This window comes from Caulobacter sp. BP25 (genome assembly GCF_002737755.1).
GTDB lineage: Bacteria > Pseudomonadota > Alphaproteobacteria > Caulobacterales > Caulobacteraceae > Caulobacter.
Window position 1 is genome coordinate 32956 of the sequence record NZ_PEGH01000012.1, and the last position, 14337, is coordinate 47292.

General features: G+C 66.8%; 11 protein-coding genes and 2 pseudogenes. 2 read left to right on the plus strand and 11 right to left on the minus strand.

What is annotated here, in order from left to right:
- Positions 1–25 precede the first annotated feature (25 nt).
- Genes CSW59_RS08865 through CSW59_RS08875 form a run of 3 tightly spaced genes read right to left on the minus strand, consistent with a single transcriptional unit; the run spans position 26 to position 4188 of the window.
- Complete coding sequence (locus CSW59_RS08865; RefSeq protein WP_099443699.1) at positions 26–1561, minus strand: DHA2 family efflux MFS transporter permease subunit; 1536 nt, start codon at positions 1559–1561, stop codon at positions 26–28.
- Between the two features lie 19 nt (positions 1562–1580).
- Positions 1581–2738 carry an HlyD family efflux transporter periplasmic adaptor subunit gene (locus tag CSW59_RS08870; protein ID WP_201722756.1) on the minus strand — a complete coding sequence of 386 codons (1158 nt, stop codon included), beginning with the start codon at positions 2736–2738 and terminating at the stop codon, positions 1581–1583.
- A gap of 19 nt (positions 2739–2757) precedes the next feature.
- A complete protein-coding gene (locus CSW59_RS08875; protein WP_099443700.1) occupies positions 2758–4188 on the minus strand; it encodes an efflux transporter outer membrane subunit in 1431 nt (476 codons plus the stop codon).
- A gap of 199 nt (positions 4189–4387) precedes the next feature.
- Between CSW59_RS08875 and CSW59_RS21315 the strand changes: the two genes are divergently transcribed.
- Complete coding sequence (locus CSW59_RS21315; protein ID WP_236632193.1) at positions 4388–4558, plus strand: TetR family transcriptional regulator; 171 nt, start codon at positions 4388–4390, stop codon at positions 4556–4558.
- Complete coding sequence (locus tag CSW59_RS08880) at positions 4476–4895, plus strand: TetR/AcrR family transcriptional regulator C-terminal domain-containing protein (RefSeq protein ID WP_236632188.1); 420 nt, start codon at positions 4476–4478, stop codon at positions 4893–4895. The genes CSW59_RS21315 and CSW59_RS08880 overlap by 83 nt, the downstream gene beginning before the upstream one ends.
- Positions 4896–5046: 151 nt before the next feature.
- On the opposite strand, the gene CSW59_RS08885 is transcribed toward CSW59_RS08880, so the two are convergent.
- The 8 genes and pseudogenes from CSW59_RS08885 to CSW59_RS08920 all read right to left on the minus strand — a co-directional run bounded on the left by CSW59_RS08885 (position 5047) and on the right by CSW59_RS08920 (position 13882).
- Positions 5047–5592 (minus strand): DUF1697 domain-containing protein, encoded by a 546-nt coding sequence (locus CSW59_RS08885; protein ID WP_099443701.1) that lies wholly within the window; start codon positions 5590–5592, stop codon positions 5047–5049.
- A gap of 268 nt (positions 5593–5860) precedes the next feature.
- Entirely contained in the window at positions 5861–6151 is a 291-nt protein-coding gene (locus CSW59_RS08890) for an AlpA family transcriptional regulator (protein ID WP_099443785.1), read from the minus strand.
- 78 nt (positions 6152–6229) lie between these two features.
- Complete coding sequence (locus tag CSW59_RS08895; protein WP_099443702.1) at positions 6230–7363, minus strand: PepSY domain-containing protein; 1134 nt, start codon at positions 7361–7363, stop codon at positions 6230–6232.
- 2 nt (positions 7364–7365) lie between these two features.
- Complete coding sequence (locus CSW59_RS08900) at positions 7366–9399, minus strand: TonB-dependent receptor (protein ID WP_099443703.1); 2034 nt, start codon at positions 9397–9399, stop codon at positions 7366–7368.
- A gap of 81 nt (positions 9400–9480) precedes the next feature.
- Positions 9481–10343: pseudogene (locus CSW59_RS08905) on the minus strand (DJ-1/PfpI family protein).
- 26 nt (positions 10344–10369) lie between these two features.
- Positions 10370–12477: pseudogene (locus CSW59_RS08910) on the minus strand (TonB-dependent siderophore receptor); the annotation flags it as partial.
- Between the two features lie 172 nt (positions 12478–12649).
- Complete coding sequence (locus tag CSW59_RS08915; RefSeq protein WP_099443705.1) at positions 12650–13315, minus strand: GntR family transcriptional regulator; 666 nt, start codon at positions 13313–13315, stop codon at positions 12650–12652.
- Between the two features lie 147 nt (positions 13316–13462).
- Positions 13463–13882, minus strand: coding sequence for a DUF2946 family protein (locus CSW59_RS08920; protein WP_099443706.1), 420 nt, complete (start codon positions 13880–13882; stop codon positions 13463–13465).
- Between the last annotated feature and the right edge of the window lie 455 nt (positions 13883–14337).

Below are 14337 nucleotides of genomic sequence, written 5' to 3' on the forward strand. Positions count from 1 at the left end.
GCGGCCGGGGCAATGAGGTAAGGCATTAGTGAACCGCCGAGGTGTCGACGACGCGGGTGGGGCGCGGGGCCAGCCAGATGATCAGGGCGGCGGCGATGAACAGGATCGCCATCGCCAGGAAAACCTGGTTCGTCGCCAGCATCACGCTCTGGCCCTGGACCAACTGATCAATGTTCCCCAGGGCTTGCTCGGGTGACATGCCGGCCGCGTCCATCTGGTTCATCACGCCCTGAGGATCGTTCAGCAGGCCCGATAAGCTGTCGTGGTTGCGGCTGGCGTTGTCCGACCAGACGGTGCTGACGATCGACGTGGCGATCGCGCCCGACAGTGTCCGGCAGAAGTTCATCAGGCCGGCGGCGCTGGCGGTTTCGGGCTCGTCGACGCAGGCGAGAGCCAGGCCCGTCAGCGGCACGAAGAACAGAGGCATGCCAAAGCCCTGCAGCAGAAGCCAGTGACCGATATCGAAGAAGCCCATCTGCGAGTTCGCTTGGCTGCGCATCAAGGTGATCAGGCCCATCCAGACCAGGCCGATGAACACCAGCCGTCGCGGATCGACCTTGGTCGACATGCCGGCCGCGAACGGCGCCATCAACACCGCTGTCACGCCAAGTAAGGCCGTGACGTAGCCCGCGTCCGTGGCCGTGTAGCCCATGTTCTGCTGCAGCCACAGCGGGGTTAGAACATTGATGCCGAAGAAGGCGCCGAAGGCGACGCTCAGTGTCACGACACTGGCGCTGTATCCCCGATGGCGGAATACCCGAAGATCGACGATCGGATTGGCGTCGGTCAGCTCCCAGATCAGGAAAGCGATGAAACCCAGCAGGGCGACAAGGCCCAAGCCGACGATCAAGGGCGAGGCGAACCATTCGTGCTCCTTGCCCAGGTCCACCATGATCTGCAGCGCGCCGACCCAGACGACCAACAGGCCAAGGCCAACCAGGTCGACCTTCGCCGAGGTCAGCGGGGTTTCATGGCGGCGCAGCAGCTTCCAGGCGAGCCAGCTGCAGATCGCCGCGACCGGTACGTTGATCCAGAAGATGGACGCCCAGCCCACATTGTCACACAGCGTCCCGCCCAGGATCGGCCCCAGGATCGGCGCGACCAGGGTGGTCATGGCCCAGAGCCCCGTGGCGGCCGCTGCATGCTTCTTCGGAAAGACCCGCAGCAGCAGGGTCTGCGACAGCGGCATCAACGGTCCTCCACAGGCGCCCTGCAGCACACGAAACAGCACCAGAAGGCTAAGCGACGGCGCCAGCCCGCACAGGAACGAGAAGAGTCCGAAGCCGATCATGCCGGCGACGAACACCTTCACCGCGCCGAACCGGGCCGACAGCCAGCCGGTTAGCGGCACGACGACCGCTTCGGCCACGGCGTAGGAGGTGATGACCCACGTCCCCTGGCTGGGGGAGACCCCCAGGGCGCCGGCGATGTTGGACACAGAGACGTTGGCGATGGTGGTGTCCAGCACCACCAGGAAGTTCGCGGCGGCCAGGATCAGGCCGGCGAAGATCAGCGCCGGCCCGGACAGGGTGGGCGCGGCGGTGGGCGAGGCCTGGGCCATGGTGGTGGTCCTTGTGGGCTCAGCGGCGCGTGTCGATGTCAGCCGTCATCGAAAGGCCGACCCGCAGCGGATTGGCCTTCAGTTCGGCGGGATCCAGCGCGATCCGCACGGGCAGGCGCTGAACGACCTTGATCCAGTTGCCGGTCGCGTTCTGGGCCGGGATCAGGGCGAAGGCCGATCCGGTGCCGCCCGACAGGCCCACGACTTTGCCATGATAGGTCACCGAGCCCCCGTAGAGGTCGGCCTTCAGCTCGACGGGCTGCCCGATGGCGACCTTGCGCAGCTGGCCTTCCTTGAAGTTGGCGTCGACATAGGCCTGCGCGATCGGGACGACCTGCATCAGCGTCGCGCCTGGGGCGACGCGCTGGCCGATCTGGACGTTGCGACGCGTGATCAGGCCGTCGATCGGCGCGCGGATGACGGTGCGGTCTAGGTCAAGGCGCGCCTGCTCGACGCGGGCGCGTGCGGCGGCGACCTCGGGGTTGGTCTCGACCGTGGCGCCGGCCGTCATGGCGGCGTTGGCGGCCAAGGAGCCGACGGCCGCTGCGCGGTTGGCCTGCGCCTGTACCTGTGCGGCCTTGGCGGAGGTCCAGGCCGCCTGGGCGTTGGCGAAGGCGTTCTGGGCGCGGGTCAGTTCGTCGCCGGAGACCGCGCCGTTCACGGCCAGGGCTTTGCGGCGCCCCAGGTCGATCCGGGCGCGCTCAAGGTCGGCCTGGGCCGAGGCTAGGCTGGCGGCGGCGCGCGACTGGTCGGCCTCTCGGGCGGCGATCTGGGCGGCCAGGCTGTCGTCTGTGGCCAGATAGCCGCGCACGCGGCGCTCAGCGCGGGCCAGCTCTGCCTCGGCCGAAGCGAGGGCGATCCGCGCGTCGCTGTCGTCGAGAGTCACCAGGATCTGGCCCCGCTTGACGGGCTGGGTGTCGCTGACGGCGACGCTGCGCACGGGAGCCGCGACCAGCGGCGTTACCAGAGCGACGTCGGCGGCGACATAGGCGTTGTCGGTTTCGACGTGGTGCGAGCCCACCAGGGCATACCAGGCGCCCCAGCCGAGACCGGTGACCAGCACCGCGCCCGCGAGGCCGGCGAACAACTGCTTGCGCTTGGCGCCGGAGGCGGCGGACGAGGTGGAAGCGGGCGTCATGGTGCTCGCGGGGCTTTCGCTGGCTTCGTTGTCAAACATGGAAGGGCTCCGAAAGGGATCAGGTGGCGTGGTAGCCGCCGCCGAGGGCGCGAACGAGCGCGATATCCAGGGTGAAGGCGCGGGTCTCGAGGTCGGCGACCGCCCGCTGGTTGGCGATCATCGCGTCCTCAGCCGTCAGCACGTCGAGATAGGTCGACAGGGCGCCGCGATAGCGCTGCACGGCGATCGCGTGGGCGGCGGTCGAGGCTTCCAGCGCGGCGCGGCTTTGGGCCAGGCGCGCGTCCAGGGCGCGGGCGCTGACGGCGGCGTCGGCCACGTCCTGCAGCGCCTTGGCCAGGGTTCCGTTGTAGCTGGCCACGGCCAGGTCGTAGTCTGCCGCCGCGCCGCGATAGTTGGCGCGCAAGGCGCCGCCCTCGAAGATCGGCAGGCTCACCGCCGGGCCGATCGAGCCGACGCGCGAGGTGGCGCTATCAAGGAGATCCAGCCCGAGCGCTTGCTGGCCGAAATAGGCCGAAAGGTTCACGTTCGGATAGAATTGGGCCTTGGCCTGCTTGATGCGCAGGCGGGCGGCCTCGGCGCGCAGGCGGGCCGCGACCACGTCGGGGCGGCGGCCGATCAGGTCCGCGCCGACATCGGCCGGCAGGCCGAACGCCTTTATTGGTCCGCCGGTTGGACGCGCGATCGCCAAGCCTCGGTCCGGACCGGCGCCCAACAGGGCGGCGAGCTTGTTACGAGTCAGGCCGATCTGCTCGTCCGTTGTCGCCAGATCGGCGCGAGCCGTGGCTAGGCGCGACTTGGCTTGTTCGACCGCGCCTTGGTTCTCGAGGCCGTTGGCGGCGCGCTCAGCGGTTAGGGCGACAGACTGCTGGCGGATTCGCGCGGCGTCCTGGCTGGCGTCGCGGTCGGCGAACAGCTGAGCTAGATCGGCATAGGTGGCGGCGATGTTGGTCGAGAGAACCAGGCGCGCCTCGGCGGCGTCGGCCTTGGCGGCTTCGGCGTCCGAGGTCGCCGCCGCGAGGGCCGCGCGGTTCTTGCCGAAGAAGTCCAGTTCCCAGGCGAAGTCCAGCGTGGCGCGGCCGCTGTCGTTGTAGCCCTTGGGCACGAAGGCGGCCGGGATGCCGTTGTTGTAGCTTTGCCTGACCGAGGCGTAGGAGCCATTGGCCGTGACGCTCGGCAGGGTCACCGAACGCGCCTGGGCCGTGGCCGCCTGGGCCTTGGCCAGACGTGCGCTGGCCTTCGCCAGGTCTGGCGCGCCGGCCAGGGCCTCGTCCATCAGGCCGTTCAACTGTGCGTCGCCATAGGCGGTCCACCACTGATCGTCTGGCCAAGCGGTGGTTGGCGAAGCGGCCATGCTGCTTTCCGAGGCGTAGGCGGCGGGGGTGTTCAACGTCTGGGCGGGCGGCGTCTTGGGGAGGGCGGCGCAGGCGCCAAGAGCGCTGGACAGCAGCAGGCCAGCGATCACGGCGCGGCTGGGGGGCGTGAAGGGCATCAGTCGCTCGTTTTCAAACCGTACAGTCCGGTCTATTTATATTTCCGCATGGCGCGGTCAAGTGAAAATCGTACAGGTTGGTCCAGAAAAGAAATTTGGAGATACCGAGCAGATGCGGGTGAAGAGCGAGGAGAAGCGGCTAGCCATTCTGAACGCCGCCAAGGGTCTGTTCCTGGAGCGGGGCTATGTCGCCACCAGCATGGCCGAGGTGTCGGCGCGCGTGGGCGGGTCCAAGCAGACGCTCTACAGCTACTTCGCCTCGAAGGAAGGACCTCTTCGTCGCGGTGATGTTGGAGAAGGGGGCCACGCAGGTCGAACCGCTGTTCGACGCCTTCCACAGCAGTACGGATCTGGCAGGCGCCATCCGTGATTTCACGCTAAAGTTTGTAGCGTTCATCACGACCGACGAGGTCATCGCCTTCCGCCGCATCGTCTATGCCGAAGGGGCCAAGTCGGATCTGGGCAAACTGTTCTACGAGAATGGACCCAAGCGCGGCTGGATTCGCATGGCCAGCGATTTCGCCAGGGCGATGGACGAAGGGCGCATGCGCCGCGCCGACCCTTGGGTCGCGGTGAACCAGTTCCAGGCCCTGTGCGAGGCAGGACCGATCCAGCGGCTGCTGGAAGGGTATGTCATGGTGGTCAGCGAACAGGAACTGGCCGAGGCGGCCGCGGACACTTTCATCCGCGCCTACCAAGTTCCTTGAGGCTGGTTACAAGGTCTTGCGTCACTCAGCGGACTAGCCCGCACCGTCGGCGTCTTGCCGGCAAGCGGACCTCAGAAGCGTCGTGCCGTTCGCCAAAGCCAGCACGGTTGAAGAGGGGCGAGACGATGGCGACAAGAAAGCCAGTGATGGACTAGATCGGCTCAAGCATCTCGGCGAGCGCCAGCACCGCCGTCCACGTCCGCCCCGTGACCCGCGTGCCGAGGGTCTTCTCGACCAGACTGGTCGTCAGTTTCGAGCCGCCAATACCGTCGGGATAGATCGCATAGATCTGGCGGCTTTCGGCTCGAGCCTGCTCGGTTCCGCGAATCGCCGCGCGCAGGGCGCCCATGGCCTTCTTGTCGGGGGTGTCCTTGCAAAACAGAGTCATCAGCCAGCCCGGATCGGCCGCCGCGAAGTCCGGAAACGGGTTGGCCGCGACCAGGGCCCGCCAGGCCTCGGCGGTGCGGACATAGACATCGGTGCGCAGGCCCAGGCGCGCCATCAGCTCGGTTTCGATCTGGGCCTGAAGTTCCGCGCCAGTGCGCTCGCCGCACTCGAACAGCAGGTCGCCGACCTTGGGGCCCATGCGGACTTCGGTGTGACCAAGATCGGTCAGCAGGCGGGTCAGGTCGTCGGCGGTGATCAGACGACCACCGGCGGCGTTGACGCCGCGCAGCAGGGCGATGTGGAGGGACATGGTCGGGCCTTTCGAACGCGGCGGCTGTGTAAGCGCTGGGCCGGCCGCCGTCGCGGGGGATTTGAGGCCGGCGCTTCGTACGCACGGTCCGTCGCCCTTGGCAAAGACCCTAGCTGTGGATGGGGCGGCCGACGGAGTCTCGAGAATATCCAGGCGCGCTGCTCAACGTCCTTATCTTGGATACAAACCAATGTCAGCAATTGGCGCTTGTTGGACATAATCGCCGCTCGGGATCGCCGCGTGTTTGAAACGGCGATCCCGAGCAGCATCACGAAGTCGGGGAGGGGAGGACTTGCTGGCGGCGAGGCGCTTTGACAGGACGCGTGCGACGCAGACGGACGTCGGGAGCTGGGGACTTCGCGACCGCGCTGGCGAGTGACTCTCGTCGACGTTGCTCGACCCAAGCTTCGACCTCGGCGAGATCCCAGGCGACGCAGCGGTTTGTAAGATTGAAGCGACGAGGAAAGCGGCATCCCGGCTGCGCCGACCGCTGGAATATCGAGACTAATGTGCCGTGGCATAGGCGCACTTGCCGCGCCTCGGTCGGCAGTCCGCACATCAAGCGAGGCAGGCAGCAGCGGTGGGCGTCGCTACCAAAGCCGCCAACTCCGGAGCTGATAGTGGACACTACTTCTGCTCACCGCTTCTCGCCAAGGCTGTGAGCGCGCCGCCGCCACCGCACGAATCCGAGAATGAACAGCGCGCCCGGTGCAAGGCCGACGATCACGGCCAGATATCGTCCGGGCAATCCGCCCACCGAGGCGTCGTGCAGGGGATGAATCCAGTTCAACAGAATGTCGTGGGCGCCGGCTAGCCTTGCATCCGTCACGGCTAGGACCTCGCCCGTGGCGGGGGCCACCCAGACAAAGCTATGTGGGAAGCGATGACTAGGATCACCTGGCGTCCGCATGCGCAGGCGATAGACGCCGCTGTCAGTCGACGGCGTTTCGATCCAGGCTATGCCCGCGCCAGGAAGAGCGGACTGGGCGATTGCTACGGCCCGGTCGACCGAGATGCGCGTGGCGGGATCGAACGCGGCGGATTTGTCGAGCGTCGGCGCGATGGCGGGTGGGCCGAGTATGGGTGTAAGGACCGCTTCGGACTCCTTGGGCAGGGCCAGAAGAACGCCAGTTAGGGTCAGAAGCGCCAGAAGACCAAACGACCACAACCCTGTCTGCTTGTGCCAGTCGTAGAGTTTACGAACCAGTGCGGCGCGCCGCTTGATCCGCAGCGCCTTGCGCCATCCGCCTCGGCGCGGCCACCAAGCCGTCAGGCCAGCGACCATCAGAGCCAGCATGGCCAGCCCCGACCAACCCAGGATCGCGCCGCCGGTCGCCTGTAGGAGCAGACGATGATGCAGGTCGTAGACCCACGTCATCGCGTACTCGCCCCAATAGTCGCGGCGCAGCACCCGTCCGCCGTCGGCGGAGAACCAGACCATCATCGGCGCGAAGTCGCGATCGGCGCGTTCCGGAGGCTTGTAGTAGCGCGCCGGGATGTCGCCGCCCGCCTCGGTCGCCTCGAAGCGCCAGGGTCCGGTCTTCTCCGGATAGGTGGCGCGAGCTGTCTGGTAGACCCGCTCCCAGGACGGCGGCGGGGCCGCGCCTTGCAACCGGATTTCCGGATGCAGGGCGTCGTCGATCGCGGTGTAGAGCACCAGGATCGAGCCGGTCAGCCCCACCACGGCGAACAGGACGCCGATCGACAGGCCCAGCCAGAGGTGGACCTGTCGCGCGAACGCCCGAACCGAGGGCTTCGACCGGCTGGACATGGCTAGTAGCGGACCCGAGCCGAGACGAAGGCGGTCCGGCCGTCGGCCGGGCTATGCAGGGTCTGTGCGCCGTCCCACCACACATATTCGCGATCGGCGTCCGTCAGGTTCTTGATTTGCAGCGAAAGCGCCAGGCGCGAATTGACCTTGTAGGTGGCGTCGAGATCGAGCGAGACGTAGTCGCCATAGCGGCCCCGATCGTTGCTGGTCGTTAGCTCATAGGCGCTCTGGCCGGAGGCTGAGGCCGAGAGGGTCAGTTTCTCCGTCGCGGTGAAGTCGACGCCACCAGAGAACATCCGAGCGGGCACGTGGTCGATCCTATTGCCCTTCAGGGCCGGCGTGGCGGGGTCCGGCGTGCGGATCTTGGCGCGCTGCCAGGCCGCCGCGCCCCAGACCTTCAAGCGCGGCGTCAGCTTGGCGTCTACCTGCAGATCGACGCCCTCGCGCTTGGTGGCGCCCAGATTGTCGAAATCACCGCTGGGATCGTTGAGCTTACGCTTGAGTTCGCCCGTTGCGGTCTGGCCCCAAATCGCCAGGCGGGCGGTCAGACGGTCAGTCGCCGCGTAGCGGACACCCGCCTCCCAGCCCTCGTTGATCGACGGAGCAAGATCGGTGACCCGTGGCGCGATCAGATAGGCGCCCGAGCCGACGCCAACCTGGAAGCTCTTGCCCCAGTTGCCATACACCGTGACGTCATGGACCGGACGCACGGCCACGCTGAACTTCGGCTGCTGAATGGCACCGTAGTCGTTGACGGGAGCGGCCACGCCCGTCAGGCGGTTCAGGAAACGGCCATCGACCCAGTCGATGCGCCAGGCTGGCGTCAGGGTCAGCCAGTCGGTCGGCTCGATCACGCTCTGGGCATAGACGCCACCGACCGTCAGCGAGAACTTCTGGTTGCGGGTCTGGCTGGAGACCACGCGCTCGACGGTGTTGAAGCGCAGCGAGATGTTGTCCTGGCGCTGAACGTCGCCGCCGATCTCGAACACCAGGCGTGATAGCGAGGCGATTTGGGGCTCGTAACGCAGGGCGCTCATCGCGCCCCAGTGATCTTCATCGGTGTAGCGGCGCTGCTGGCTGGTGGTCGCCGAGAACTTCACATAGCGATCATCGCGCAGCGTGTTCACGTAGATCGAGTTCGACCACGACAGGGCCGACGTCGGCGTCCAGTCCAGGTGCAGGCTATATTGGCCCATCTTGCGGGTGTCGCCGTCGGTGCGGTTGTAGGCGTTGGTCGATCGCGGCGCGCTCGCGGCCTGTCCGGCGGTCAGATAGCCGGGTTCCTGAGCCGAGCCCTTGTAGTATCGAGCGATCAGACCGGCTCGCAGGCTGTCAGTGGGACGATAGAACCACTTGCCCGCCAGGCTGAGGCGATCAAGCGCGCCATGATCGCGGTAGCCGTCGGCTTCGCGATAGGCCACCAGGTAGTTCTGGCTGATCTTGTCGGTTTCGTAGCCAGCCGAGGCTTGGGCGTCGTAGGTCGCGTAGGAGCCCGTCAGGACCTTGGCGTCCAGGTACGTGCCGCCAACCCGGGTCATGATGTTGGCCGAGCCCGCGATCGCGTGCAGTCCATAGCGTGGGTCGCTGGTGCCGCGCACCACCTCGACGCCGGCGATGTCCAGCGGAAACACCATGTCGAGATACGGCATGTTGCCGTCGTTCCCGTTCGACGGAACGCCGTCGACCAGTAGCTTCACCGCGTTGATTTCGCCTTCGCCGTTGAAGCCTCGAAACGAGAACTTGCCGCTGGTCGTGCCCTGGTTGAAGTCCGTGACCAGAACGCCGGGCATCTTGCCGATCAGCTCCCAGGCGTAGTCGACATTGGCGGCTTGGGCGACATCGCCGCCCAGACGGTCCACCGAGGTCAGTAGGGATTTGGCCGAGCCGGCGGCCCCAGCAGCCGTTATCTGAACCTCGCCGACCGTGAAAGCGACGCCATCCTGCGACGACTTGGCGGCGAGCGGCGCCTCATCGGCGAAGGCCGGGGGCACCAGGGCCAGAGACGCGGACGCCAGCAGCACGATGCGAAGAGACATGGAACAAGACCTTGTATTGTAGGCGAGAGTCTGGAGCTGCTCGAGATCGAGCGGAGGGGTTTGGGGTGTTGCGTCCGAGGCTTAGAGCGGCTTGAGCTTGTCCACCTCGGCTCGGAAGGCGGTGAACATGTCGCTCATCGGACCGCCGATGGCCGGATCGGTATTGGCCAGCGTCCCGCCTGGGAAGGGCGGCGCGGGACTGTACTCCGCCTGCAGCATCAGGGCCTCGGCGTAGGGGCGTCCGCGCAGGATTTCGACGACGGTCAGACCCAGGTCCAGGCCGGCCGAAACCCCGGCGCCGGTGATGACCTTTCCGTCGCGAACGACGCGCTGGTCGACCGGCGTGGCGCCAAACCGGGAAAGCTGCTCGCGCGCCACCCAGTGCGAAGTCGCGCGTCGGCCCTTCAGAAGCCCCGCCGCGCCCAGGATGACCGAGCCTGTGCAGACACTGGTCACGCACTGGGCCCGCGCGGCGCGGTCCGCCATGAAGGTCAGCGTAGCGGGATCGGAGGCCGCGGCGATCGTCCCGTTTGTGCCGCCCGGGCAGAACAACAGGGTGAGGTCGGCGGGACAATCGGCGAGCGTCGTCGTCGGCGCGATGGCCAGCCCCAGATCGCTTGGCACTGGAGCCAGGTTGGACTGGTTGGTGACCAGATGGACTTTCGCGCCCATCATGCAGGCGAAGAAGTAGTGCGGACCAACAAGGTCCAGCGCCGTGAACCCCGGATAGAGCAGCATTGCGACCTGTTCGTCGCCGTGCATGCGCAGGCCCGGAACCTGCATTAGCCGCTCATGGGCGTCAGCCGACAGCGCGACGGGATCCTGCTGTGCCGCCACAGCAGCGGCTGCGGACTCCAGGGTCAGGAAAGGCGCCAGGGCGGCCATCCCGGTCAATCCGCCCAGCAGGGCGCGACGATCTATTTTCATGGTTTTGCTCCGCTCATGGTTTGGCCTCCCCGGCACTGCGGGATCAAAAGCGCGTCCGCAGACTGACGAACGCCGAACGGGGCTGGGTCGGGATGACGTAGGGCCCACCGAAGTACTGGTAAGGCTCAAAGCCCTTGCGACCGGCCAGATTGACCACCGACAGGCCGATCCGGACGACGCCCAGATCGTAGGACGCTTGGGCGTCGATCAGAGCCAGGCCCTTGGCGGCGATTGTGTTGGGCAAGGTCAGTTCGCGGCTGGACATGGCGGTGAGGCCACCGCCCACCCGGAGGCCCTTCAGATCGCCGGCCAGGAAGCGATAGTTGGCCGCCAGACGGCCCGAATGCTTGGGTACGGCGCGCAAGCGATCACCCACGGGCAAGGTGTTGTCCTTGCTGATCTCGGCGTCGGTGTAGGCGTAGTTGAACAGAACCGAGAGGGCCGGGGAGGGCTCGTAGACCAGATCGGTCTCGCCCCCCTTCGACCGCTGCTCGCCCGTCTGCACCGAGGCGAACGGGATCGTCGGGTGGGCCGTAATCACGTTCTGACGGGTGATCTGATAAAATGAAACCGTGCCGGTCAGCCCCTTGATGGGGGCCGCGAACTTCAGGCCGCCTTCATAGGACTGGGACGTTTCCGGCTTGGGGGTGATACCGTAGAAGCCACCCGCGACCACGCCCTTGAAGCCCTCCGCGTAGCCGGCGAAGGCCGAGACGCCCTTGGCGATCCGATAGGTCGCGCCGATGCGCGGCGTCAGGCGCTTGTCGGTGTCGGCCGTCGCAGCGCCGACATTGCTCTGGATCTTCAGTGTCGTCCAACGCAGTCCGGCCGTGATGTCTAGGCGCTCGCCAATGGCGATCTGGTCCTGAACGAAGACCGCCGTCGTGCGCATGCGGTCGTTCTGGTCGAAGAAGAACGGCGGATTGCCGCCGAAGGCGGCATAGGGACGCGCGGCGGCGTAGTCCAAGGTCGCCCAGGCCGGGTTGAAGTACATCGCGCCGAAGTAGCGCGTCTTGTCATAGTCCGCGCCCACTAGGACCTGATGGCGGACGAGGCCCTCGCCCAGACGCGCGGTCAGGCTGCCGGTCACGTAGTTCTCGGTCGTGTCCGAAGGCAGATAGGCCGTGCCGAAGTTGTAGACCGTGCCGCCAATCTCGCCGTAGGGGAAGGACGACCATTCCTTGAACGCGCCCTCGTAACGGCTGGCCGTGACGCTGGCCTCGACCTTGTCGGAGATCTTGTGCGTCAGGTTGGCGGTCAGCTGCTTGTTGGTGATCCGGGTGCGCGGCGCGTCCAGGGCGCCGGCGAACTTGTAGCGGTCGATGATTAGCGACGGCGCGAAGGTCAGCCCCGCCGGCACCCCGGCATATTCGCGCTGCTCAAGATGGTTGTAGCGGCCGCGAACGACTAGGCGCGTCTTGCCGCTCATCTCGACGGCTAGGGTCGGGAAGATCGCGTAGCGGCGGCTGTCGATGTGGTCGATATAGCTGTCGGCCTTCTCGGTCATGCCGGCCAGGCGCAGTCCGACCTTGTCGTTGACCGGCAGGTTGATCGCCGCGTCGGCCCCTAGGGTGTTGAAGCTGCCCGCGCGCAGGGCGACCGTGCCGCCGAAGGTCTCGCCCGGATCCTGGGAGACCACATTGATGATCCCCGAGAGCGGGGCGCCTGAACCGCCGCCATAGAGCGTGCTGGTCGGGCCCTTGGCGACCTCGATGCGCTCGACATTGATCAGGGTGGCCGGGTCGGCGATGCCGGCCGGCAACTGATAGGTCGGGGCGCCGTCGAAATAGTAGCTGACCGGGAAGCCGCGGATCATCGGCGGCTGCAGCACGGTCTGTTCGGTGCTGGTCGGGGTGACGCCTGAGACGTTGACCAGGGCGCCCGACAGGGTCTGCAGCGCCTGGTCCTCGATGAGCCCCCGCGTCAGGATCTGGATCGATTGCGGGATCTCTTCGACCGGCGTAGCGGTGCGCGTGGCGCTTAGCGCGTTTGGCGCGGTGAAGCTGCCGCGTGGGCTGGTGATCACGACCTCGCTGACCCAGCTGCTCGACGAGGCCTGAGCCAGGCCAAGAGACGGCGCGCCGATCAAAGCGACGGCGCTACCGAGGAAGAGTGCGATTTTCATGGTGTTCTAGCGCCCCCCGGCGCGGTTCTGAGAGATTGCTTTTGGCAGGAGGCGTATCGACCCGAAGTCGTTACGGCCCCTGTGAGGTAAAAAGGGCGGTGACGCCGCGAACCTCCGACAAGGCTCGCGGCGCCTGGACGGCGCTCGGCTGGGCGAGGGGGAACCCGCCGCATCGCAACGCCGTCGCCCGACGGGGGCCTAAGAGCCCGTCGTTCCGTTGGCGGGTTGATCTGGCAAGAGGCTGGCGACCAGGGCCTGCATGGCGCCGATGGTCTCGCCGAGCAGGTGCGCCGAGCGCTCGCGATCCTCGGCCGTCACGGCGTCGAACAGCGTCTGATAGCGATCGATCCAGGCGTCGCGGTCGAGCACCGGAAGCTCGCTGGCCAGATAGATGCGATCGACGGCGTTGCGCAGGTTCTGGATCGTCAGCAGCGTCAGGTCGCGCTCGGCCGGGCCATAGAGAGCGGCGTAGTAGCGACGGTCGGCGGCGATCCAGGCGCGTGGGCCTTCGTCGTCCTCCAGTTCGAGCATCACAGCGCGAACAGCCCGCAAGGACCGCTGCGTATGCTGGCCGATGGCGCGGGCCAGCATGTCGCCTTCCAGGAGCCGGCGCAGGTCGAAGATCTCCAGGCAGCGGCGCGCGCTGGGCGTGGAAACGAAGGCCGCGCGGTTGGGCGAGATCTCAATCAGGCCCTCCGATTCCAGCTTGGCCAGGGCGTGGAAGACCGGGATACGGCTGACGCCAAGCTCGGCCGCGACGGCCTCCTGGCGCAGCAGCACGCCTGGGCGGAGCAGGCCTTGCACAATCTGGTCGCGAAGGTGCTCGGCGACCGCGGCGGCGGCGTTGGGGGCTGAGCGGATCATGCGCGCGCCTCAAGACTGGAGAGGGCGACGCGCGGCGACAGGGCCATTTGGCCCCTCGCAGGGAGGATGACATGCGGCATGGGAGGACACCGATCTGAGCTGACGTAGGCGTGCGCAGCCGCAAGCGGCCAGCGCGCGGGCGAGGCGTCAGGCTTGGATCGGCGGTCCGGTCTGGGGCGGTGGCCGTGCGCGCAGCGGCAGTGTCAGCTCGCGGCCGGCGAGGGGGCCAAGGCGCGCGGCGGCGACGAGCGCGGCTGGCGCTAGCGTCAGTTGCGGTTCGCTTGAGGGGGCGGCTTGCGCCAGGCCCGAGAAGCCGCAATCGGACTTGGACTTTTGATGGTGGTCGTTGTGGGACTGGTCGTCGGCGGGTTCCGGATTGGCGGGCTGTCCGCTCTGGACCGTGACCAGTTTGGGACCCGCGCCCGTGCAGATCACCATGGTGGGAACGCCATTGGCGGCGAATACCGGCATGTATCCGCTCGGGATTAGCACGTGCAGGCAGACGGCCACGAGGGCGAACGCCATCGCGAGATCGGTCCACAGAGGCTTTTGCGAGGCCTTGTCCACGCGTGTCTCGTAACGCTCCTCGAGGAGCCGGCCAAGTTCGATTCCGGCGCGCGGCCGATGTATTCGTGCATACAGTCGCCGTGGGCGGATACTGCGCCTAGGGCTGGCGACTACGCTTCAAAAGGCGCGCCGGCGCGACCTGTTCACTCTGTGTGTCGTCCCCGTCCACAGCGCCTGCGCCTGATAGCGGCGCCGATCGCCCCTTCCGTCTCAGCCGCCCCTAGGTCGGCGATGAGTGTGTCACCCGCCGGGTCAAAACACGGATGCGACTCGGCGTCCGGCGCCAAGCGCCGGCGCCGCCGAACAAGGGCCTGCTTTGCTGTCGAGAGATTTGGCTAGAAAATAATATTTATATGAGAAACTATCTTGATCGCTCTATGGGGGGCGATTTGGTGGGCCGGGAAGAGCCGAGAGCCGAGGCATACAGGGCTAGCGACGACGGGCGCGGAGGGGAA

Bases quoted from the DNA above. Each gene is read 5' to 3' on its own strand.
- CSW59_RS08865 (WP_099443699.1), bottom strand. From the start codon at position 1,561: ATGGCCCAGGCCTCGCCCACCGCCGCGCCCACCCTGTCCGGGCCGGCG.
- CSW59_RS08870 (WP_201722756.1), bottom strand. From the start codon at position 2,738: ATGTTTGACAACGAAGCCAGCGAAAGCCCCGCGAGCACCATGACGCCC.
- CSW59_RS08875 (WP_099443700.1), bottom strand. From the start codon at position 4,188: ATGCCCTTCACGCCCCCCAGCCGCGCCGTGATCGCTGGCCTGCTGCTG.
- CSW59_RS21315 (WP_236632193.1), top strand. From the start codon at position 4,388: ATGGCCGAGGTGTCGGCGCGCGTGGGCGGGTCCAAGCAGACGCTCTAC.
- CSW59_RS08880 (WP_236632188.1), top strand. From the start codon at position 4,476: ATGTTGGAGAAGGGGGCCACGCAGGTCGAACCGCTGTTCGACGCCTTC.
- CSW59_RS08885 (WP_099443701.1), bottom strand. From the start codon at position 5,592: ATGTCCCTCCACATCGCCCTGCTGCGCGGCGTCAACGCCGCCGGTGGT.
- CSW59_RS08890 (WP_099443785.1), bottom strand. From the start codon at position 6,151: ATGTGCGGACTGCCGACCGAGGCGCGGCAAGTGCGCCTATGCCACGGC.
- CSW59_RS08895 (WP_099443702.1), bottom strand. From the start codon at position 7,363: ATGTCCAGCCGGTCGAAGCCCTCGGTTCGGGCGTTCGCGCGACAGGTC.
- CSW59_RS08900 (WP_099443703.1), bottom strand. From the start codon at position 9,399: ATGTCTCTTCGCATCGTGCTGCTGGCGTCCGCGTCTCTGGCCCTGGTG.
- CSW59_RS08915 (WP_099443705.1), bottom strand. From the start codon at position 13,315: ATGATCCGCTCAGCCCCCAACGCCGCCGCCGCGGTCGCCGAGCACCTT.